We start from the raw sequence: 21,912 nt of genomic DNA on the forward strand, positions 1-21,912 counted from the left end.
GTCCGCTGCTCGCGGCTCGCCGTTCGCGGCTCGCCGTTCGCTGTTCGCTGTTCGCTGTTCGCTGTTCGCTGTTCGCTGGACAGAGCGTGGCCCTTCGGCAGAGCATGAGTCCAACAAGTGGCAGTGCCGGATGGATGAGGAAGTCTCATGGCCTCGGAGGTCAACCTGGCCCAGCTCAGGGCGCTGGTCGCGGTCGCCGACACCGGCGGCTTCGGCGCGGCCGCCGACGAGCTGGGCATCAGCCAGTCCGCCGTCTCGCACGCCGTCGCCGCGCTGGAGCGCACCCTCGGTGCACCCGTACTGCGGCGCGGTAGCCCCTGCCGGCCCACCCCGCTCGGCGAACAGGTCCTGCCGCACGCCCGCACCGCCGTCGCCTCCGCCGCCGCCGTCCGCACCATCGCCACCCGGCACACCGGCGGCCTGACCGGCACCGTACGGCTGGCCGCGCCCACCACCGTCTGCCAGGCGCTGCTGCCCAGGCTGCTGCACGAGTGGAAGGCGGCGTACCCGCAGGTCACCGTGCGGGTCTTCGAGGGCGAGGACGACGAACTGGCCGCCTGGCTGGAGGCCGGCACCGTGGACGCCGCCGTCCTGGTGGACGCCGGGCCGCTGCCGCCCGGGGCGGTCACGCTCGGCGCCGACTCGATGCACGCGCTGCTGCGCCGCGACCACCCGCTCGCCGGACAGGAGAGCGTGCACGTCGCCGAGTTGGAGGACGACGACTTCCTGCTCTCCGAGGGCGGCTGCGAGCGCCACATCCGTGAGGCCTACCGGCGGGCCGGCACCCGCTTCACGCCCCGGCACCGGATCCGCGACCTCAACACGCTGATCGGCATGGTGCACGCGGGCGTCGGAGTCTCGGTGATGCCCGCGCTGGCGCTGACCATGCTGCCGGCCGACTGCGTCCTGGTGCCGATCCGCCCGGCCACGCACCGCACCCTCACCCTGACCGGGCCGACCGGACGGCCCTGGACCCCGACGGTCAGCGGGCTGCTCGCGGGGGTGGGGGCGGGAGTGACGGTCGGCGCCTGACCTGCCGGAACGGCTCCGAGCCGGGTCGCGTAGATTCGGTTCCGGCTGACGGGGCGTCCGGTGAGGGGGAGCGGTGGGGCGGAATGCGCTGACCCCCGCCGTCCGCACGCCCCGACCGTTACCATCGCCCCTATGCCGCCGCAGGACCGCCCCGACCACGCCGAGCCGGTGCCACCGCACCCTCGACGGGGGGTGCTGAGGTGTGCTACCGAACCATCGGCCCAGCCAGCCAGCCAGCCAGCCAGCCAGCCAGCCAGCCAGCCAGCCAGCCAGCCGACGCCGCCCCGCTCCTCGGACTCCCCCGCCGAGGTGCTGTTCGCCGTGCGCTCGGCGGCCGCGCTGCACCGGCTGCTCGACCTGCTGCCCGTCTTCGAGGGTGACGACCGCGTCCGCTGCCGCTTCACCCTGGTGCCCGGCTCCCACTTCTCGGCCGACGCGCTCGCGGCCGTGGACGCCGCCGGGGCGCGCTGCATCCCGTGGGCGCAGGCCCTCGCCACCCCGCACGACCTGATCCTCACCGCCAGCCCCAAGGGCGGGCTCGACGGCCTGCGCGGCCGACAGGTGCTGCTCCCGCACGGGGCGGGCTTCAACAAGGCGCTGCCGCAGGAGGGCTCGCCGGAGCTGCCGTCCGGCCTCGACCCGGCGTTCCTGCTCAGCGACGGCCGCCCCACCGCCGCCCTGCACGCCCTCGCCCACCCCGACCAGGTCGAACGGCTGGCCGCCCGGCTCCCCGAGGCCCGGCGGCACGCCGTCGTGGCCGGGGACCCCACGCTCGACCGGATCCTGGAGTCACTCGACCGGCGCCCCGCCATCCGCGCCGCGCTCGGCACCGGCGGCCGGCGACTGGTGGTGCTCTCCTCCACCTGGGGGCCGCAGTCGCTGCTCGCCCGCCGCCCCGAACTGCCCGCCGAGCTCGCCGCCCGGCTGCCGTACGACGGGTACCAGCTGGCGCTGATCGTCCACCCCAACGAGTACAGCCGGACCGGCTCCTTCGACCTCGCCCGGCGCCTGCGGCCCGCCCTGGACGCGGGGATGGTGCTCACGGCGCCGTACGAGGAGTGGGCGGCGCTGCTGGTCGCCGGGGACGTGCTGGTGACCGACCACGGCTCGGTCGCGCTGTACGCCGCCGCCCTGGACCTGCCGGTGGTGGCCGCCTGCGACGGCGCGGGCGAGCTGGTCCCCGACAGCCCGATGGCCCGGCTGCTGGCCGCCGTACCGCGTCTGGACCCGGCGGCGCCCGCCCTACCGGAGAGGCTGAGCGGGCCGAACGGGCCGGGCGGCACCCGGCGGTTCGCCGACCAGGCCTTCGCGCTCGCCGGGCGGTCCCTGGAGACGCTGCGGCCGGAGCTGTACAAGCTGCTCGACCTCGCCCCTCCGCCGTACCCCGTGCAGCCGCGCCCGCTGCCGGTGCCCGACCGCGCCCCGCACACCCCGGCGGCCTTCGCCGTCCGGGCGTCGATCGAGGGCGGCCTGATCGCCGTCGACCGCCTGCCGCCCTGGGCCGACCCGCCCTTCCACCACCGCGCCGCCGAGTACGGCCGGGCCGGCACCCGTCAGCTGCAGAGCGCCGCCCTGCTCTACCGGCGCGCCAACACCACTGCGGTGGCGGCCGGTTGGCACCAGGAGTACCGGACCGCCGCCGACTGGACGGCCGAGGTCTTCGAGGAGTACCCGAACTGCCGCACGGCCGCCGTGGTGCTCTCCCCCACCGTCTGCCTGCTGCGCCGCGACGGTGGCACGCCCTTCAGCGTCCACCTCGCCCCGGCCCGCACCGGCACCCGCGTCCTGCGCGCCGACCCCGCCGCCGCCCTCTCGGCCGTCCACACCTGGCTCGCCGCCCACCCCGATGGCAGCCACCCCCTCCTCCCCGCCACCCTGACCGCCCGCCTCGGGCCCGCCACCCACCGCATCCGGCTGGAACCCGCCACCGAGGCGGAGTCGGAGCAGCTGGTCTGACCCGCCGCCCACCGCGGGTGCCGGCCGGGCGGCCGGATGACAGCGAACAGAAGACAGGAAACAGATGACAGATAACAGATTTCGAAATCTGTTATCTGTCATCTGTTTCCTGTTTGCCTCACCGGGGCCCCACGCTCCCCCCGCAGCGGGCTACCCGCGCAGTCGCGCCGCCTCGGCCCGGTAGCCGGCGGCCTCCTCGGCCTCGCCCAGTTCCTCGTGGAAGGCCGCCAGCCGGTCCAGCACCCGCAGCTGGTCGGTGGACGACTGCCGGGCGCGGGCGCCGGCGAGGGCTGCCCGGTAGTGCGGCTCGGCCTCGGCCGGGCGGCCGGCCGTCCACAGGGCGGTGCCGAGCTCGAAGGCCGTACGGGAGATCATCCGGTCGCGCCGGAGCTCGGTGGCGACCTCATGGGCCTCGGTGAGCAGGGTGACGGCCCGGTCCGGGTCGCCGAGGGCGAGGGCGGCGCGGCCGAGCAGGTAGGTCTGGAGCATCGCGCCGTAGCGGTTGTCGATGGCGAGGTGCTCGGCCCGGGCGGCCTCGAAGTCCGGGATGGCGGCGGCCCAGTCGTTCTGGACGGAGGCCAGCTTGCCGCGGAACTCGGCGGCGGAGGCGCGCAGTTTGCGCTCCAGCACGGTGGAGCCGAGGAGCCCGGCGCGCTCGACGGCGATGTGCAGGTTCTCGGCGGCCTCCTCGTAGCGACGCTGCTCCCAGAGCGGGCGGGCGAGTTGGCAGCGCATCCGGACGGCGGCGAGCGGGTCCTCGGCCCGGTCCGCGGCGGCGACGCCGAGGCCGAAGGCGTCGATGACGTCGGCGTAGTGCTGGTGGTCGAGGAAGTGCGTCCAGAGCGGCTCGCACAGCGCGACGGCGTCGGCGTCCAGACCGTCCTCGTAGGCGATGCGCACGCAGCCGTACAGGGCGAGGTGCTCGCGCTCCAGCCAGTGCATGGCCTCGTGCGGGGAGGCGAACGACACGTCGAAGGCCACGTCGGGCTCCTCGCCGGGCGTCCGGGAGACCACCAGGCGCGGGCCGGCCGCGACCAGGTCCGCGCGGGCGGCCTGGCGCCGGTACCAGCCGACCAGTCGGCGCCGGGCGGCCGCGGCGTCCTCCGCCTCGTCGCCCTCGGCCAGTCCGGCCGCCCGCCGCCGCGCGTGGCCGCGGATCAGGTCGTGCAGCCCCAGCCCGTCGGGCCTCGGGTGCAGCAGCCCCGCCTCCTCCAGCTCCTCCAGCGCCTCCTCGGCGGGCTCCGCGCCGGAGTCCAGCAGGGCCGCGGCCGCCCCGACGGTGACCACCGGCCCCGGGTGGTGCGGCAGCAACCGGTACAGCCGGGCCGCACCGGGGCTCAGGCTGGCGTACGCGGCGTCCCAGACGGCTTCCACCACAGGCACTCCGTCCCGGTGCAGCTCGACGGTCAACTCCTCGATGAGTCGCCCCAGTTCGCGACTGCGGTGTTTGCGCACCCAGCGCCCGGCGACCTGCAGGGCAGCGGGCAGCCCGGCACAGCGGCGGGCGAGTTCGGCGGCCGCCTCAGGGTCGGCGGAGAGCCGGGGGTCGGAGACGGTGGCGCGCAGCAGGCCGGTGGCGTCCTCGCCGTCGAGCGGGCCGAGCGGCAGCTCGACGGCGCGGGTGCCGTCGAGGTCGTGGAGGCGGCCGTGGCTGGTGACGATGACGATGCCGGCGGCCGAGGAGGGCAGCAGCGGCAGCACCTCGGCTCCGCTGCGGGCGTTGTCGAGGACGAGGACCAGCCGCTTGTCCTGGCTGGCGGACCAGTAGCGGCGGCGGCGGTCGGCGTAGCCGGGCGGGAGGACGGCGTCGGGGTCGAGGTCACGGGTCAGCCGGCCGAGGGCGTCGGCGAGTTCGACGGCGCCGTCGCGGCGCAGGTCGTCCAGGTCGAGGTGGAGGATGCCGTCGGGGCAGCGGCCGCGGTCGCGCAGGACGCGGGCGAGCTGGAAACCGAGGGCGGTCTTGCCGATGCCGCCCATACCGCTGAGGGCGACCACCAGCGGGCCTCCGGCCGTGGGCACCTCGGTGGCGGCGGCCAGGACCTGCTCCTGCTCGCCGGTCCGGTCGGCGAAGTGGACCAGGTCGGGCGGCAGCTGCCACGGGACCACCGGCGGCCGCTCCGGCGGCAGGTACAGCCGCTCGACGGTGTGCGCCTGGACGATGGCACCGGCCCGCACCTGGCCGCCCACCCTGTTCTCGTTCTCCTTGGCCACCCGTCAACTCTAGGGCCTGCTGTACGGCGGCGGTCGGCAGCGGCAGGCAGCGGGTGGCTTGACCATTTTGGGGTTGACCGTCATTCCTCGACAGGTCTATACCAGTGAAGACCTTCGGCAACTACCAGCCGCCGATGGCCCGTTCGGCCGCCACGCCACCCCCCACACCCGGCGTGACCAGGCCCGATCCCCCCACTGCCGCTCCTGGAAAGGTTCCGATGGAACGCGCCCTTCCCCCACAGCACACCCCGCCGGCCCCCCGCCGACGCCGCCGCAGCCGGGCCGCGCTCGCGGTGGCCGGGGTGCTCGGCCTGGTCGCCGGAGGCGCCGCCGCGCTGACCGGCACCGTCTCCGCCTCCGCCGCTGCGACCGCCGGCACCACCGGCCTGGGCAGCAACTGGTACGCCTCGGCGCCGTACCTGATGCCCGAGGACAACAGCCCGCCGGACGCCGCCGCCGTGATGGACGCGACCGGACAGAAGGCCTTCCAGCTCGCCTTCATCCTCGCCCAGGGCAACAGCTGTTCCCCGGCCTGGGGCGGCACCTCGTCGATCGACTCCGACACCACCATGCCGAACGTCATCCAGACCATCCGCGGCAAGGGCGGGGACGTCTCGGTGTCGGTCGGCGGGTACGGCGGCACCAAGCTGGGCCAGGTCTGCGGCACGCCCGAGGCGACCGCCGCCGGCTACCAGCAGGTGATCACCAAGTACAACCTCAAGGCGATCGACTTCGACCTGGAGGAGCCGGAGTACGAGAACACGGCCGCCATCCACAACGAGATCGGCGCCGCGCGGATCCTCCAGCAGAACAACCCCGGCCTGTACATCTCGATCACCACCGCCGGGACCAACGCGGGCACCGGCTGGTTCGGCACCCAGATGCTCAACGAGGCCAAGTCCCAGGGCTTCACGCCCAACAACTTCTCGATCATGCCGTTCGACGGCGGCTTCAACGGCGCCGCGGCGCAGACCGACGCACTGGTGAAGTTCAACCAGATCCTCCAGACGACCTTCGGCTGGAACGAGGCCACCGCGTACGCCCACGAGGGCGTGTCGATGATGAACGGCCGCACCGACGCCGCCGAGTACTTCCACCAGGCGGACTTCCAGACCGTGCTGGACTTCGCCACCGCGCACGGTCTGGCCCGCTACACCTACTGGTCGGTCAACCGGGACCGCCAGTGCCCGGGCACGGTCGACCCGGGGCTGTCCGGCTCCTGCTCCAGCGTGGCGCAGAACGACTGGGACTTCACCAAGTACACCGTGAAGTTCGCCGGGGCGACCCCGCCCACCACCCCGCCGACCACGCCGCCCACCACTCCCCCGACCACCCCGCCGACGACTCCCCCCACCACGCCGCCGACCACCCCGGGCACCTGCACCGCCCCGGCGTGGAGCGCGAGCACCACGTACAACGCGGGCGCCAAGGTCTCGTACAGCGGGCACAACTACCACGCCAAGTGGTGGACCCTGAACGAGGTGCCGAGCGCCAGCGGCCAGTGGGGCGTCTGGGCCGACGACGGCCCCTGCTGACGGAACCCCCAGGAACCCCGAGGTCAGGGGGCGGGCGTCCACGACGCCCGCCCCCTTTCCCGTTCCTACCGGTCCTGCCAGTCCTGCCGGTCCAGCCGGTCCCGTCAGTTCGACGTGAACCGCTCGCGCAGCTCCGCCAGCACCCGCGCCGCGTCCGGCAGTCCGGCCGCCTCGCAGCGGGCGATCCCGGCGGTCAGCCGGTCCACCGCCGCCCGGGGCCGGCCGAGGTCGCTGCCCTCGATCAGCGCGGCCAGCCGGAGGGACTCCGCCCGCGGCGACTCGGCCCGCTCGCCGCCCCGCTCGTACACCGCGATCGCCCGCTCGGCCTCGGCCAGCGCCTCCTCGTGCCGGTCGGCGATGGCCAGGCAGCGCGCCCGCTCGTAGTGCGAACCGCCGCGCAGGTACCAGTCGCTGTACTCCTGGCCGAGCCGCTCGGCGGCTTCGCCGACGGTGTCCGCCTCGGCCAGCAGGGCCAGCGCCGCGTCCAGCCCCTCGGCACCCTGCGCCCGCATCGTCAGCCGCGCCAACTCCCGCAGAGTCGCGGCCAGTTGGTCGACCTGCGGGGCCTTGCCGTGGGCCTCGCGGGCACGCGCCAGGGCGGCCTCGGCGGCGTCCCAGCGGTCGGCCTGGGCGAGGGCCAGGGTGGCCTCGCAGGCGACCATGGTGTGGGTCTCCTGGTCCTCCCAGCCGGCGACCAGGTCGGCCAGGCGCAGGTACTCCTCGGCGGCGTCCCGGTGCTCCTCCAACTCGGCCAGGCCCCGGGCCAGGTCGAGGCGGGCCTGGGCGAGCATCCGCACGTCCAGGCCGTCGGTCGGGCCGTCCAGCACCGACTCCAGGACGGACACCGCGTCGGCGGCCCGTCCGGTGCCGCGCAGCACGTCGGCCAGTTGCAGCCGTACCTGGGCGGCCTCCTCGACGGCCGAGGCGCCCTGCCGGTCGTAGCGGGCGGCGGCCTCCGACAGCGCGCGGATCGCACCGCCGAGGTCCTCCACCTGCATGCAGGAGTGGCCCAGCATCATGTACGTCGGCGCGTACGGGTAGGAGTCGTCGCCCCAGCGCACCGCCTCGGCCAGCGCCCGGTGGAACACCTCGACGGCCCGGCCCGGTTCGCCGTTCTGCAGCAGCACCTGGCCGAGCAGGCCGAGCGCCCGCGGGGTGTGCCAGGGCAGTTCGGCCGCGTCCAACTGCGCCAGCACCTCGCGCAGTTCGGCCGTCGCGTCGTCGAGGCGCCCCTGCCGGGCGGCGGCGTCGGCGGTGTACTGCCGGCTGGTCGCGGCCCGGCGCTGGGAGCCGAGCGCGACGGCGGTCCGCCGGTAGCCGCCGACGGCCGCCTCGAAGCGCTCGGCGACCTCCTCGGAGGGCTCGGGCAGCGCCTCGATCAGGTCGTGGTGGGCGGCGTAGGCGCGGGTCTGGAGGATGATCAGGTAGTCGTCGTCGGCCAGGTCGCCGGCCGCGCGCAGCTCCTCGGCCCGGACCAGCGCCGCGTCCAGCTCCGCCCAGTCGGCCACCGCGCCCTCGACGTCGCCGAGTTCGACGATCAGCGCGCGGGTGCGCTCCATCAGCGCCGTACCGGGCATCCCGGCCTGCTCGAACAGCTCCGCCGCGACCAGCAGTTCGGTCCGCCCCTCAAGGTGCGCGTCGCGCCGCAGCGCCTCGTGGGCGCGCTGCTCGGCGAGTTCGGCGCGCAGCCGCTCCTCGCCGCCGAGCTCGGCGTTCTCGGGGTGGACGAAGCCTTCGGCGGCGGCCCGCTCGGCGATCCGCCCCCAGAGCCGGTCGGCGTCCGGGTGCCCGACGAGCTCCAGCTCGCGGGCCCGGAGCACCAGGGCGGTGAAGTCCTCCGGCTCCGGCTCGACGGCGCGGCGCGACGCCGGGGCGGCGGACCGGCCGGCGGACCGGGCGACGGACTCGGCACCGGACAGCTCCGGCGCCACCGCGGCCCGCACGCCCAGCGCCAGCGGCTCGGCCAGCAGCGGCTCGACGGCCAGCCGGGCGCGGCGCGCGGCGCTCACCGCGTCGGTGCCGTTGCGGGCGTCGAAGCGGGCGGCCAGCGCCCCGGCCTCGGTGCGCAGGTGGGCGAGCAGGGTGTCGACCGTCCAGGAGGTGCCGGGCGGGCCGCTGACCACGAGCTCGCCGTGGCCGGCCGCGGCGAGGCCCGCGATCAGCACCTCGACGCCGGTCAGGAAGTCCAGCCGGGAGGCGGGCTCGCCGGTCACCGCGAACAGGTCGCGGTTCTCGGCCAGCAGCTCCAGGCCGCGCGGCTCGTTGCCGGACAGCGCGCAGAACTCGATGTGCAGGCCGACGGCGCCCATCATCGCGGCCTTGCCCCGGGCGTAGCGGTAGCCGGCCAGGTGGCCGGAGCGGGCCTCGTCCAGCCGGCCCTGGCGCAGCATCGGCAGCAGGGCGGTGGCCTGGCTGAGATAGGGCTCCTGCTCGCAGGTGCTGCGGCCGTCCAGCACCGGGGTGAGGACGGTCAGCGCGCGGACGTCGTCCCCGGCGTCGGCGAAGTGCCGGGCGCGGGCGCGGGTCTCGCAGGCGTGGCAGTCGCTCATCTCGGTGCGCGGGCGGGCCGCCCACAGCTCGTAGGCGTCCTGGACGCCGGTGCCGGTGAACGCGGCCAGGTGGTAGCGCTCGGCGTAGTACGGCTGGAGGCCGAAGTCGGCCGCGCGGTAGCGGTCACGCAGTTCGTCGAGCCAGCGCCCGACGGCCGTCAGCGGGACGTCCGGGTTGTCCCGCAGCGCCCCGGCCACCCACTTGAAGCGCCAGAACACCTGGTGCCGGGCCCAGTCGCCGAAGCCCTCCGGGTCCTGGTCCCAGAGCTTGAGCACCCGGGCGAAGACCACCGGGCTCTTGCTGCGCTCGCCGTCGTACTCGTAGGCCTCCATCAGTTCGAGCAGGGCCATCGAGCGGACCCCGGTGTCCTCGAACTGCTCGGCGGCGTCGACGAGCTCCTCGGCGGTGACGGTGCGGGTGCGGCCGTACGGGCGGCCGTCGTTCTCGCGCAGCGCGGCCATCACCGCATCGGGGGTGTCCAGCATCACGCCTCCTTCGCTTCGTCGGGGCCGGCCGACTCGCGGGCCTCGTGGCCGAGCATGGCGTGGTCGAGCAGGCTGATGAACGAGCGGTTGAGCAGCGCGGACTCGCTGGCCTTGAGCGGGCGGCGGGTCATCAGCACGGCCTGCCCGTACAGCGCCTCGACGGCGGTGACGGCCAGCTCGCGGTTGGTGACGGTGGCGGCGCGGCGCACCAGCGGGTTGAGGTGGTTGAGCACCAGCTGGGCGCGGGGCACCTCGGCGCGCAGCGAGCCCAGGATGTCCGCCCACAACCCGTCGGCCTCGTCGGCGAGCTGGGCGCGGGTGCGCTCGTGCCGGGCCTCCCGGTTGTCGAGCAGCAGGGCGGGCGCGTTGGTCGGGTGGAAGCTGCGCAGGGCCACGTCGCAGTCGAAGCGGCCGACGACCTCGCGGGCGATCGCGAGGAAGGCGTTGGCGGCCAGCTCGGCGGCCGGGTCGACGGTGTCCAGGTGCGCGGTGACGGTGCCCGGGTCGAGGTCGGCGACGGAGACTCCGGGGCGGATCTCGGGCAGCCGGTGCACCAGGTCGCGGTCGTAGGTGTAGCCGCCGTTGACCACGCCGAGGCCGGCCGCGCCGGCGATCGGGGCGACCTGCCGGAACTCCTCGACCGTACGGGTCACCAGCAGCACCGGGTGGCTGCGGGCGAACTCGTCCAGGGTGACGTTGCCGTCGGTGGTCTCGAACGGCAGCCACGGCAGCATCATCCGCAGCAACTCGTCGTCGTAGCGGGCGAGTTCCTTGACGGCCAGGTGGTGGACGGAGAGGAAGCGGTGCAGCAGCGCGGGGTCGCTCGCGGACAGGCCGGTCAGCCAGTCGCGGATCCGGGCGCCGAGCGCGTCGCGGACGGCGGCCAGCGTCTCGTCGGCGTACAGGCCCTCGCGGGAGGCCGTGGGGCGCAGCCCGTCGGTGTCCACCACGCAGCGGACGAAGAAGGCCCAGTCCGGCAGCAGTTCGTCGGCCTGGTCGGAGAGCAGCATGCCCTTGAGGTGCACCCGGTGGCCGTTGCGGCGCGAGGGCGGGGCGGCGTCCGGCAGGACGTAGGCGACGCCGCGCAGGCCGACCAGCGGGAGGTCCAGCTCGATGGTGTCGAGCGGGGTGAAGTCGAAGGTGGCGCGGCAGTACTCGGCGAGCGCGTCGCGCCGGGCGAGCGGGGAGGCGTGTCGCTCGGCCCACGGCGGGGTGCGGTTGACCTTGTGCTCGGTGCCGTTCGCGTCGACGACGGTGACGTCGTGGCGCAGCAGGCTGCCGAAGTCCCGGGCGAGGGACAGTACCCGGCCGGAGCGGGTCCACTCGGCGGCGTCTGCGCGCGGGGCAAGGGTGACGGTGGTGCCCGGCTCGGGCTTGGCCGAGGCGGGCAGGGTGCGGATGGTGTAGCTGCCGTCGGAGCTGCCGCGCCACTCGATCACCGGGGCGTCCGGGGTGGCGGCGGAGCGGGTGACCACGGTGATCTCGTCGGCGACCACGAAGCAGGCGAGCAGGCCGATGCCGAACTGGCCGATGAAGTCGCCGCGGGCCTTGGCCAGCCCGGCGCCGTCCAGGCGGCCGTCGGCGTCGCGCTTGGAGCTACGGCCGATGGTGGCGAGGAAGGTGTGGACGTCCTTCTCGGTCAGGCCGATGCCGGTGTCGGTGACGGACAGTTCGTCGTCGGCGCGGACGGTGATCGCGGCCGGCGCCTCGGGGTCGAGGGCGCGGCGGGCGGAGATCGCGTCGACCGCGTTCTGCAGCAGCTCGCGCAGGTAGACCCGCGGGCTGGAGTAGAGGTGGTGGGAGAGCAGGTCCACCAGGCCGCGCAGGTCCACCTGGAAGGTGTGCGCACTCGTCGGGTTGTCGGATGGGGACACCGGAGGCTCTTTCGATCGCGGAGGTTGGGTGACGTTCGGGGGACGCCGCTCGGCGTCGGCGGGTGTGTTCGGCGGGTGTGTTCGGCGCGTCCGTACGCGGCACGGCGGTCGGTCGCGGCGGTGTGCGGCGGTCGGTCGCGTCAGCGTGCGGCGCGGCGCTCGCGTCAGTACGCGGCGCAGCGGTCGCGGTGGGCGCGGAAGACCTTGACCGGGTCGCCGGACAGGTAGTGCCAGGGCGACTCGGTGACGAAGCCGTCCAGCGCGTCGAACAGCAGCCGCGCGGTCTTGCGCTGGTCGGCGAGGGAGAAGGCCATCGCGAAGGCGTTGAAGCTCGCCTGCCAGCCGCGGGCCGGCACGAAGTCCGGGTGCAGGACGGACCGGAAGGCGGCCTCCTGCAGCTCGGCCAGCACGGTGGGGCTGGACAGGTAGGCGTGGTCCTCGCCGTCCGGGAGGTCCAGCCAGCGCTCCAGGTGGGCGAGCACGACCAGCTCGCCGAGCGGGCTGCCCTCGGGGGCGGCGAGCATCGCGGAGCGGGCGAACTCGTGCATCTCGTCGTGCGAACCGCCCCACTTGGCGCACAGCTGCTGCAACCGCTGGCGGTGCGAGCCCGGGTGCCCGGGCGTACGGCGCACAGCGGCCTCGAAGCGGGCGGTGGCGACCTCGGGGCCGAGCGAGGCCCCACGGGCGCTGATCTGCAGGAAGTACCAGGGGGCCAGCCAGCCGGGCTCGCGCTCGGCGGCCTCCAGCAGCTGCTCCTCGGCGACCTCCAGCCGCTCGTGGAACAGCTTCCACTGGTCCTCGGTCACGTGCTTGGCCCGGGCGCCGGTACGCGCCTCCCAGGCCCAGGTGACGTGCCGGGCGCCGGACAGCAGCAGCGGCAGCGCGTCGCCCGGGGCGTCGGCCAGCGCGCGGGCCGTCCACTGCTCGACCCCGGGCACGTCGGCGATCGCCCCGGCGAGCCAGGTCAGCTCGGCGCCGTCGGCGCCGTCCGCGGCGGCGGCCAGCGCCGGGCGCAGCGCGGCCCAGTCACCGGCCCCGGCCTGCCCGAGCACCTGGCGGACCGTCTCGTCGCCGAAGGTCGGATCGAGCCTCGGCGCCGCGCCGGTACCAGCCGCCGGCGCCTCGGCGGCCCGTCTACCGAACCCGAACCCGAGCCCGCGCCGGCCGGCCCGGTCCTGCGCGCCCTCCCCGCCGGAGCGGCGTCGGAACAGCGGCATGTGTGGCCCCCTCGAACATCATCGGCATCTATCGCATGGCCGCACTGCGGCCACCCGAGATGAGTACATATCACGGGTGGCCGACATCCGTTTCCCCAGCCCAGCCCGGCGAGGGGTGGACCGGTGCGCCGACGACCGGGCCGATGACCCGTCAGGCCAGACCGATGACCCGTCCGACCGTACCGGTCATCCGTCAGGCCGGACCGAGCCCGGCGTCCGGCGCCTTCCCGGACTGCGCCTGTTCGATCCGCTTGACCAGCATCACGGCGAACCGCCGGGCGCCGGCCACGTCCACCGGGCCGCCCTCGGTGGTCACGCTCGCCACCACGGTGCCCGAGCGGACCACGATGCTCACGCCGTCGCCGCCGGCCAGCGGCCCGACGAAGGCCTGGCTCTCACTGCCCAGCCCGGGGGCGTCCACCTTCTGGAACGGCCCGACGGGGTACGAGGCGTAGGTCTCCTTCAGCCGGTCCCTGGCGGCGTCCCGGCTGGGCAGGGTGTCCACGATGAAACGGGTGACGAGGTCCCCCGAGGAGAACCGGACCGACCCGCTGAGCGGCTTTCCGGTGCAGGGCGCGGCGGCCGTGCAGGTGGTGGCGTGGTCGGCGGTGTCGACCTTGCGCTTCTCCTCGTCCCAGCCCGTCATCGCCTTGGCGTCCGGCAGCACCTGCCCGACCACCTTGTCGTCCAGCAGCACCGCCTCCAGGTCCGCCCCGGGCGTCGCCGCGACGGGCGGCGGCACCGGCGCCGCGCTCCCGCCACCGGCCGCCCCCGCGTCGGCGGGCGCCGACGCCCCGGCGGTCCCGGCGGTCGCGGCGGCCGCCGGAGCCGTGGCCGTGGCCGTGGCCGTGGCGGCGGCACTCGCCCCGCTCGTCCCACCCGCTCCGCTCGTGGCCGTCGAACTCGCCGCCGCCGCAGCGCCCTTGGTCTCCCCGGACCCTCCGGACGCGCACCCGCCCAACACCCCCACCAGCACTCCGACCGCGACCCCGACGGCGACCCGCCGACCACCCGTCCCCATAGCCCGCTCCCTTACGGCTGTCCGTGACCCCTCAAGATAGCGGCCGCCCCGCCCCACCCGTCCGCCGGGCTCCCGCACACGAACCGGGAACGCCAGCGGGGCGGTGACCGTGGTGGTCACCGCCCCGCCGTCACCGTCCGTCGGGCGATCAGGCCGCCGGAGCCGGGAAGGTCGGGTACTCGACGCCCGAGATGTGCTGCACGACCCGGATGACCTGGCACGAGTAGCCGAACTCGTTGTCGTACCACAGGTAGAGGATCGCGTTGTCGCCCTCGACCTTGGTCGCACCGGCGTCCACGATGGAGGCGTGGCGCGAGCCGATGAAGTCGCTGGAGACCGCGTCGGGCGAGTCGGTGAAGTCGATCTGGCGCTTCAGCGGCGAGGTCAGCGAGATGTCGCGCAGGTAGTCGAGGACCTCGTCGCGGGTGGTCTCGCGCTTCAGCTGAAGGTTGAGGATCGCGATGGAGACGTCCGGCACCGGCACGCGGATCGAGCTGCCGGTGATCTTCGCCTGGAGGTCCGGCAGGGCCTTGGCGACGGCCGAGGCGGCGCCGGTCTCGGTGATCACCATGTTGAGCGGTGCCGAGCGGCCGCGGCGGTCGGCCTTGTGGTAGTTGTCCAGCAGGTTCTGGTCGTTGGTGAACGAGTGGACGGTCTCCACGTGGCCGCGCAGCACGCCGTACTCGTCCTCCATCGCCTTCAGCGGCGGGACGATGGCATTGGTGGTGCAGGAGGCGCAGGAGATGATCTGCTCGTCCGGCTTGATCATGTCGTGGTTGACGCCGTGCACGATGTTCGGGACGTCGCCCTTGCCCGGGGCGGTCAGCACGACCTTGGCGATGCCGGGCCGCAGGTGCTTGGACAGGCCCTCGCGGTCGCGCCAGCGGCCGGTGTTGTCGATCAGGATCGCGTCGTTGATCCCGTACTCCGTGTAGTCGACCTTCGTCGGGTCGTCGGAGTAGATCACCGTGATCTCGTTGCCGTTGGCGATGATCTTGTTGTTCGCCTCGTCGACGGTGATCGTGCCCTGGAACTGGCCGTGGATCGAGTCGCGCCGCAGCAGCGAGGCGCGCTTGACCAGGTCGTCGCCGCCGCTGTCGCGCACGACGATGGCCTTCAGCCGCAGGCCGTTGCCGGAGGCCTTCTCGATCAGCAGACGGGCGACCAGGCGGCCGATGCGGCCGAACCCGTACAGCACGACGTCCTGCGCGGACCGGCGCTCCAGCTTGTTCTCACCGGTGGCGCCGGTGACGGCCCGGGCGGTGAACTCCTCCACCGACAGGCCGTGGTCGTCCGCCCGGTAGGTCGCGGCGAGCATCCCGAGGTCGATCTGCGAGGGGCCGAGGTCCAGGGTGGTCAGCGCCTTCAGGAACGGCATGGTCTCGGTGACCGAGAGCTCCTCGCCGGCTATCTGCCGGGCGAAGCGGTGCGTCTTGAGGATGCTGACCACCGACTTGTTCACCAGGGACCGGCTGTGGAGCAGGACGGTGACGTCCTTCTCCCGGTGCAGCCGCCCGATGATCGGGATCATCGACTCCGCGATCTCCTCGCGGTTCTTCCAGTCCGTGAACACGTCGTCGTTGACAGTCACAAGTCCATCTTTCGAGCTGAGGGTGTTGCGCACATGGTAGCTTCGCCCGCTCCCGTCCCATCCGCCGGTCCCTCCCCCAGCCGTCACGCCCACCGTCCCCACCTGCGCTTTCTCCCGCCGCCCCACCCCGATGGTGACCATCACCACCCCTCGGACCGTCCGTTGCCCCACCGGCGGACAGGGCTCCCTCCGGCCGAAGGAGCCCGTGTACGGCGGGCGTCACCTGCGCGCCCCGAGATGATCACCGGTCAGTACAGTGAGCGCACTGCCCGACCGGACAGAGGCGCGAGGGGGCCTGCGTGGGGACGCTGGGGATGCACCGGGACTTCCTGCTGGAGTTCGCGGCGTTGGAGAAGTCGGTGCAGCGGCGGGTCTTCGAGACCTTCGAGAAGTTCACCGGGGCGACGCACGCCGGCGCTCACCTGGAGAAGCTCACCCATCAGCGGGATCCCCGGATACGGACCATCCGGATCACCGACTTCTGGCGCGGAGTCGTCCTCAAGGCCGACCGGGGCGACGGCTACCTGCTGTTGAAGGTCCTCCCCCACGACAAGGCCAACGACTGGGCGTGCAAGCACCGGGCCTCGGTCAACGCCGCCACCCAGGGCGTGGAGATCCGCAACGACGTCGCCCTGGAACGCGCCACCGAGTCGCTGAGGACCCTGGCCTCCGACGAGCCCCGGCGGCTCTTCGCCGACCGTTCCGACAAGGTCCTGCGCAGCCTGGGCATCGACGAGGAGATCCTGCCGATTATCCGGCTGCTGCCCGACGAAGCCCATCTGGAAGCGCTCCACCGGGTCCTGCCGGAGCAGCAGTTCGACGTGCTGATCGGCCTCGCGAGCGGGATGGAGCCGGCCGACATCGACCGCGAGATCGTCCAGGCCTACGCGCGGGCGGCGGCTCCGGTGAGCGCCGCGCAGCCCGGGGACGGGCTGGTCTCGGCGATGGCCCACGCGCGCGGCCGGGTCGCCCTGGTGTCCGGCCCCGAGGAACTGCAGGAGATCCTGGAGCGCCCGTTCGACGCGTGGCGGATCTTCCTGCACCCGGCCCAGTACCGGATCGCCTACCGGGAGTCGTACAACGGGCCCGCCCGCGTCACCGGCGGCCCCGGAACCGGCAAGACCGTGGTGGCCCTGCACCGGGCCTACCACCTGGCGCGCCGGCTGCCGCCGGACGCCCCCGACGGGTCGGTGCTGCTCACCACCTTCACCACGGACCTCGCCGCGGAGCTGGAGCGCTGCCTCGCCCTGCTCGTCACGGACGAGCGGATCAGGGCGAAGGTCCGGGTGGTCACCGTCGACGCGTTGGCCAACGAGGTCCTCCGCCGCTCGCGCGGCGGCGCTCCACTGAAGATCGTCTTCAACCAGCGTGCGGTCCTCGCCCGTTGGGGCCGGGTCGCCCACCGGCTCGGGGTCGACTTCACCGACGTCTTCCTGGACCAGGAGTGGCGGCAGGTCGTCCTGGCCCAGGCGATCGAGAACCAGGAGCAGTACCTGAAGGCGCCGCGGCCCGGCCGGGGTACGGCCCTCGGTCCGCTGCAGAAGGCCCAACTGTGGCGCGCGGTGGCCACGTTCGAGGAGGAGCTGCGGCAGGCCGGGGAGCGGACGTTCCTTCAGGTCTGCGCGCGGGCCGCGCGGGTGCTCGACGAACGGGACGACCGCCCGTTCCGGCACGTGGTGGTCGACGAGGCGCAGGACCTGCACCCCGCGCAGTGGCGGTTCCTCCGCGCGATCGTCGCGCCCGGACCGGACGACCTGTTCCTCGCCGGCGACCCGCACCAGCGCATCTACGGGAACAAGGTCTCACTGCGCTCACTCGGAATCCAGGTGGTCGGGCGCTCCTTCCGGCTGCGGATCAACTACCGGACCACGCACGAGATCCTCAGCTGGTCCGCGTCCCTGCTCACCGGTGAACGCCCGGACGACATGGACGGCGGGGAGGAGTCCCTCGCCGGCTACCACTCGACCCTGCACGGGGCGCACCCCGAGACGCACGGCCACGTCGACAAGGCCGAGGAGATCCAGGCACTCGTCGCCCGCATCGAGGAGTGGACCGCCTCGGGGGTGGGCCCGGAGGACATCGGCGTCGCCGCCCGGACCGTCCGCCTCGGCCGCGACGTCGCCCAGGCCCTGGAGCAGGCCGGGACGTCGGCCTACCTGCTCGGCAACGCGCCGTCGCCCGGCGTGCGGATCGGGACCATGCACCGGATGAAGGGGCTGGAGTTCCGCTGCGTCGCCGTGGTGGGCGTGAGCGACGGCATCGTGCCCATGCGGAGCGCGATCACCCCGGAGGACGCCGACCCGCAACAGCACCAGGAGGACCTCAACGGCGAGTTGAGCCTGCTCTTCGTGGCGTGCACGCGTGCGCGGGAGGCCCTCTCCGTCTCCTGGCACGGGGCACCCAGCCCCTTCCTCGAACCGGTCGTCCCGGCGCAGCCGCGCGCCCGGTGACACGCCGCCCCGCCAGGGCGTCCGCGGGTACGGCGGAGGATTTGCCGGGGGCCTGGCGGGGTGGGGTAATGGGGAGTGGCCGGTGCTTGAGGGTGTGAGTGAGAGACCCGGGAGCTAGCGATGAGCGGTGGACCGGAACCGATCAGTGCCGAGGGGCTGCGCGCCGTGCGGGAGGAGTTGGCGCAGCTGCGGGCGGAGCGGGGGGAGGTGGCCGCGACGCTGGGCCGGGAGGACCCGGCGGGGGATCCGGCGGACGCGGCGGACGAGTTGCAGCGGGCGTCGGAGGTGGCGCGGCTGGACCGGCGGATCGCCGAGCTGGAGGGGCGGCTGCGGGAGGCCGAGGTGGCCGGGGCGCCGTCCGGGGAGGTGGTCGGGGTCGGGTCGACGGTGACCGTGCGGTTCGACGACGGGGCCGAGGAGACGGTGGAGATCTCGGAGCTCGCGGAGGAGCGGGAGCTGACCCTGGTGACCTACGACAGCCCGCTGGGGAAGGCGCTGCTGGGCCGCCGCGCCGGGGAGACGGTGAACTACGAGACGCCGGGCGGCGCGGCGAGCGCGGTGGTGCTGGCGGTGGGCGGCGAGGGCTCGCAGCCGGATTGAGCCGTCACGGATTCAGCCGTCGCCGGCCGCCGGGATTCTTGGCGGAATTCCTGGGGAATTGGCCGGGGAATCGTCATAGGCGGTGCTTATCGGACCACAGGGGCTGCCTCTTTGACGTGCGGTGATGGTGCGCGGAAGACTGAACGGGCGGTCCGGCGGAAACGTCCGGGAGCCCGGAGAGGGGAACAGTCCTCGGCATTCGCACCCTGCTCTGTATCGGATTCACCGAATTCGCGGGAGATCCGCCGGGGAAACCGAGCAGAGGGAACAGACCGAGCACATGCCCCGCCCCCGCACCACCACCCCCTGTCAGCTCCCCTGGCTCCCCGCCGCGGCCGCCGTGGCCGTCGCCGCCTGGGGGGCGAACCAGTTCACCGCCCTGGCCACGGTGTATCGGGCGCGCACCGACTGGTCGGCGCTCTCGCTGGCCGCGATGTTCTCGGTCTACCTGGTCGGCCTGGTGCCCGGCCTGCTGCTGGGTGGCGCCGCCGCCGACCGGTACGGCCGTCGGCGGACGGTGCGCGGCGCGCTCTGGCTGTCGGCCGCCGCCAGCGCCGTCCTCGCGCTCGGGGACGAACCGGCCGTGTACGCGGCCCGGCCGGTCACCGGTTTCGCGGCCGGGCTGGTGTTCCTGGCCGGGACGACCTGGCTGCGCGAGCTGGCCGGCCCCGCCGTGCCGCCCGAGGTATCGGCCCGCCGCTCGATGTACGCCACCGGTACGGGCTTCGCGGCGGGCGCGCTGGCCACCGGGGTGCTCGCCGAGTGGCTGCCCGGTCCGATGGTGCTGCCCGGCCTCGCCCACGTGCTGGGCTGCCTGCTGGTCCTGCGGGCCACCCGCCGCCTCCCGGAGACGACACCGGGCCGCAGCGCCCCGAGCCGTCCGGCGGCGGCCGTCCGCCACCCCCGCTTCCGCTACGTCGTCCTGCCCGCCAGCCCCGCCGTGCTCGGCGCCGCGACCGTCGGGTACGTGGTGCTGCCCCCGCTGGTGGCCGACCGGTTGCCCGGCTACGCGCCGCTGTTCAGCGGCCTGGTGGCGGCGCTGACCCTCACCATGGGCGTGATCGCCCAGCCCTTCGCCGCCCGGCTGGACGACGCGCACAGCGCCCGGGCCACCCTCACCGCGATGGCCACCGTGATCGCCGGGCTGCTGCTGGGCGCCCTCGCCGCCGCCCGCGGCTCGGTGGGGCTGGTGGTGGCCGCCGCCGCGGTGCTCGGCACCGGGTACGGGCTGACGCTCGGCGCGGGGCTGCACGAGGTGGAGCGGCTCACCCGCGCGGCCCCCGGCCCCACCTCCGCCTCGGTCTACCAGAGCACCACCTCCAGCGGCTTCCTCACCCCGCTGCTGCTGGCCGGGACCGTCGGCCACGCCTCCTATCCGGCGCTGCTGACGGGCATGGCGGCGGTGGGTGTGCTCTGCCTGGCGGTGACCGCCGCGCACAGCCGCCGCCACCTGCCCGTGCCGCTCCCGGCCCGGAGGAGCGAGGATTCATCCGTGGCACCCGCCATGAACGCGTCCGCGACCATGAACGCATCCGCGACGAGCTGACCGACCGAGGAGCCGACCACGATGGGCCGAGTGACCGTACCGCGCAAGGTGCTGCGCCTGCGCGAGGGCACGCCCTCGCACCGCCCCGACACCCTGGCCGCCGAGGAGCCGATGGAGATCCGGGTCGGCGGGCGTCCGCTGACGGTGACCATGCGCACCCCCGGCAGCGACTTCGACCTCGCGGTCGGCTTCCTGGTGAGCGAGGGCGTGCTGCACGCCGCCGACCAGCTGGCCGGGATCCGGTACTGCGCCGGGGCCACCGCCGACGGCGGCAACACCTACAACGTGGTGGACGTCGCACTGGCCCCCGGCGTGCCCGCCCCGGACGCCTCGCTGGAGCGCAACTTCTACACCACCTCCTCCTGCGGCCTGTGCGGCAAGGCCAGCCTGGACGCGGTGCGCACCACCGCGCCGTGGAGCGTCGCCGAGGACGGGCTGCGCGTCACCCCCGCGCAGCTGTCCGCCCTGCCCGACCGGCTGCGCGCCGCCCAGAAGGTCTTCGACCGCACCGGCGGCCTGCACGCGGCCGGGCTGTTCGACACCGAGGGGAACCTGCTGTGCCTGCGCGAGGACGTGGGCCGGCACAACGCGGTGGACAAGGTGGTCGGGCACGCGCTGCGCGAGGGCCTGCTGCCGGCCCGTGGCACGGTGCTGATGGTCAGCGGCCGGGCGTCCTTCGAGCTGGTGCAGAAGGCCGTGATGGCGGGCGTGCCGATGCTCGCGGCCGTCTCCGCGCCCTCCTCGCTGGCCGTGGACCTGGCCGAGGAGAGCGGGCTGACGCTGGTCGGCTTCCTGCGCGGCGACTCGATGAACGTCTACACCCGCACGGACCGGATCGACTGCACCCGCACGGACCGGATCGACACCGCCGTCGAGGTCGGCTAGATGCTCTTCCGGCAGCTCGAATACCTGGTCGCGCTCGCCCGCGAGCGCCACTTCGCCCGCGCGGCCCAGGCCTGCCACGTCTCCCAGCCGGCCCTCTCCGAGGCCGTCCGCAAGCTGGAGGACGAGCTGAAGGTGCTGCTGGTCCGGCGCGGCCGCGCCTACGAGGGCCTCACCCCCGAGGGCGAGCGGATCGTGCTGTGGGCGCAGCGCATCCTGGCCGATCGCGACGCCCTCCGGCACGAGGTGGACGCGCTGCGCACCGGTCTGAGCGGACGGCTGCGGATCGGCTCGGTGCCGACCGCCTCGGGCGCCGTCTCGCTGCTCACCGGACCGTTCTGCACCGCGCACCCGCTGGCCGCCGTGGAGCTGTCCACCGATCTGCGCTCCGAGGAACTCCTGCGCCAGATACGGAACTTCGAGGTCGACGCGGGCATCACCTACCTGCCCGGACCGGAGGCCGACGACCTGCGCGCCCTCCCGCTGTACGAGGAGCGGTACGTCCTGCTCACCGGCCTGGCCGACGAGCTGGCCCGGCACCCGAGCGCCACGTGGACGGAGGCCTCCCGGCTGCCGCTGTGCCTGCTGCACGCCGGGATGCAGGGCCGGCGGGTGCTGGACGAGGTGTTCGCGGGCCTCGGGCTGGCGCCGACGCCCCGGGTGGAGACGGACTCGGTGGCCTCGCTGTTCGCGCACGTCCGCACCGGGCAGTGGGCGAGCGTGGTGCCGTACGCCTGGCTGCACGTGTTCGGCGTGCCGCCCGGGATGCAGGCCGTGCCGCTGGTGGAGCCGGTGCACAGCGCGCCGATCGGGCTGGTGGTCGCGGCCCGGGAGCCGGGCTCGGTGATGGCCCGCGCGCTGCTGGAGGTGGCCCGGCGCACGGACGTCGCGGCGGTGCTCGGCAGCCTGCCGAGGGCCTGAGGCCTCGACGCGCGGGGCCCGGGCGGCGGACGTAGCCTCGA

The 21,912-nt window shown here is 74.3% G+C and carries 14 protein-coding genes; 8 read left to right on the top strand and 6 right to left on the bottom strand.

What is annotated here, in order from left to right:
* The first annotated feature begins 147 nt into the window (after positions 1-147).
* Both RZ50_RS27205 and RZ50_RS27210 read left to right on the top strand, forming a co-directional pair.
* Complete coding sequence (locus tag RZ50_RS27205; RefSeq protein ID WP_196948400.1) at positions 148-1,032, top strand: LysR family transcriptional regulator; 885 nt, start codon at positions 148-150, stop codon at positions 1,030-1,032.
* Between the two features lie 309 nt (positions 1,033-1,341).
* Positions 1,342-2,988 (top strand): translation initiation factor 2, encoded by a 1,647-nt coding sequence (locus RZ50_RS27210; RefSeq protein ID WP_308272352.1) that lies wholly within the window; start codon positions 1,342-1,344, stop codon positions 2,986-2,988.
* 150 nt (positions 2,989-3,138) lie between these two features.
* On the opposite strand, the gene RZ50_RS27215 is transcribed toward RZ50_RS27210, so the two are convergent.
* A complete protein-coding gene (locus tag RZ50_RS27215) occupies positions 3,139-5,199 on the bottom strand; it encodes a tetratricopeptide repeat protein (RefSeq protein WP_196948401.1) in 2,061 nt (686 codons plus the stop codon).
* A gap of 218 nt (positions 5,200-5,417) precedes the next feature.
* Between RZ50_RS27215 and RZ50_RS27220 the strand changes: the two genes are divergently transcribed.
* The gene (locus tag RZ50_RS27220) at positions 5,418-6,734 is read left to right on the top strand and encodes a carbohydrate-binding protein (protein ID WP_254803069.1); all 1,317 of its coding nucleotides are present in this window, start codon (positions 5,418-5,420) and stop codon (positions 6,732-6,734) included.
* A gap of 104 nt (positions 6,735-6,838) precedes the next feature.
* Here the strand turns inward: RZ50_RS27220 and RZ50_RS27225 are convergent, their stop codons facing one another.
* The 5 genes from RZ50_RS27225 to RZ50_RS27245 all read right to left on the bottom strand — a co-directional run bounded on the left by RZ50_RS27225 (position 6,839) and on the right by RZ50_RS27245 (position 15,472).
* Complete coding sequence (locus RZ50_RS27225; protein ID WP_217680867.1) at positions 6,839-9,769, bottom strand: hypothetical protein; 2,931 nt, start codon at positions 9,767-9,769, stop codon at positions 6,839-6,841.
* Positions 9,769-11,643, bottom strand: a complete 1,875-nt coding sequence (locus tag RZ50_RS27230) for an HSP90 family protein (RefSeq protein WP_217680869.1) — start codon at positions 11,641-11,643, stop codon at positions 9,769-9,771. The genes RZ50_RS27225 and RZ50_RS27230 overlap by 1 nt, the downstream gene beginning before the upstream one ends.
* A 164-nt stretch (positions 11,644-11,807) precedes the next feature.
* Positions 11,808-12,860, bottom strand: a complete 1,053-nt coding sequence (locus tag RZ50_RS27235) for a hypothetical protein (protein WP_254803070.1) — start codon at positions 12,858-12,860, stop codon at positions 11,808-11,810.
* A gap of 193 nt (positions 12,861-13,053) precedes the next feature.
* Complete coding sequence (locus tag RZ50_RS27240) at positions 13,054-13,881, bottom strand: hypothetical protein (RefSeq protein ID WP_217680871.1); 828 nt, start codon at positions 13,879-13,881, stop codon at positions 13,054-13,056.
* A gap of 148 nt (positions 13,882-14,029) precedes the next feature.
* Positions 14,030-15,472 (bottom strand): glyceraldehyde-3-phosphate dehydrogenase, encoded by a 1,443-nt coding sequence (locus RZ50_RS27245; protein ID WP_196948808.1) that lies wholly within the window; start codon positions 15,470-15,472, stop codon positions 14,030-14,032.
* 299 nt (positions 15,473-15,771) lie between these two features.
* Here RZ50_RS27245 and RZ50_RS27250 point away from each other — a divergent pair, with 299 nt between their 5' ends.
* The 5 genes from RZ50_RS27250 to RZ50_RS27270 all read left to right on the top strand — a co-directional run bounded on the left by RZ50_RS27250 (position 15,772) and on the right by RZ50_RS27270 (position 21,871).
* Positions 15,772-17,922 carry a UvrD-helicase domain-containing protein gene (locus RZ50_RS27250; RefSeq protein ID WP_308272354.1) on the top strand — a complete coding sequence of 717 codons (2,151 nt, stop codon included), beginning with the start codon at positions 15,772-15,774 and terminating at the stop codon, positions 17,920-17,922.
* A gap of 120 nt (positions 17,923-18,042) precedes the next feature.
* Positions 18,043-18,522, top strand: a complete 480-nt coding sequence (locus RZ50_RS27255; protein WP_196948809.1) for a GreA/GreB family elongation factor — start codon at positions 18,043-18,045, stop codon at positions 18,520-18,522.
* 280 nt (positions 18,523-18,802) lie between these two features.
* Positions 18,803-20,068, top strand: a complete 1,266-nt coding sequence (locus RZ50_RS27260; protein WP_196948810.1) for an MFS transporter — start codon at positions 18,803-18,805, stop codon at positions 20,066-20,068.
* Positions 20,069-20,089: 21 nt separating this feature from the next.
* Entirely contained in the window at positions 20,090-20,953 is an 864-nt protein-coding gene (fdhD, locus tag RZ50_RS27265) for a formate dehydrogenase accessory sulfurtransferase FdhD (RefSeq protein ID WP_196948811.1), read from the top strand.
* Complete coding sequence (locus RZ50_RS27270) at positions 20,954-21,871, top strand: LysR family transcriptional regulator (RefSeq protein WP_196948812.1); 918 nt, start codon at positions 20,954-20,956, stop codon at positions 21,869-21,871. It abuts the gene before it with no gap.
* Positions 21,872-21,912: the final 41 nt, after the last annotated feature.

Origin of the sequence: Kitasatospora sp. SUK 42, assembly GCF_015776785.2 — a bacterium.
Lineage (GTDB): Bacteria > Actinomycetota > Actinomycetes > Streptomycetales > Streptomycetaceae > Kitasatospora.

Bases quoted from the DNA above. Each gene is read 5' to 3' on its own strand.
- RZ50_RS27205 (WP_196948400.1), top strand. From the start codon at position 148: ATGGCCTCGGAGGTCAACCTGGCCCAGCTCAGGGCGCTGGTCGCGGTC.
- RZ50_RS27220 (WP_254803069.1), top strand. From the start codon at position 5,418: ATGGAACGCGCCCTTCCCCCACAGCACACCCCGCCGGCCCCCCGCCGA.
- RZ50_RS27225 (WP_217680867.1), bottom strand. From the start codon at position 9,769: ATGCTGGACACCCCCGATGCGGTGATGGCCGCGCTGCGCGAGAACGAC.
- RZ50_RS27235 (WP_254803070.1), bottom strand. From the start codon at position 12,860: ATGCCGCTGTTCCGACGCCGCTCCGGCGGGGAGGGCGCGCAGGACCGG.
- RZ50_RS27240 (WP_217680871.1), bottom strand. From the start codon at position 13,881: ATGGGGACGGGTGGTCGGCGGGTCGCCGTCGGGGTCGCGGTCGGAGTG.
- RZ50_RS27255 (WP_196948809.1), top strand. From the start codon at position 18,043: ATGAGCGGTGGACCGGAACCGATCAGTGCCGAGGGGCTGCGCGCCGTG.
- RZ50_RS27260 (WP_196948810.1), top strand. From the start codon at position 18,803: ATGCCCCGCCCCCGCACCACCACCCCCTGTCAGCTCCCCTGGCTCCCC.
- fdhD (WP_196948811.1), top strand. From the start codon at position 20,090: ATGGGCCGAGTGACCGTACCGCGCAAGGTGCTGCGCCTGCGCGAGGGC.
- RZ50_RS27270 (WP_196948812.1), top strand. From the start codon at position 20,954: ATGCTCTTCCGGCAGCTCGAATACCTGGTCGCGCTCGCCCGCGAGCGC.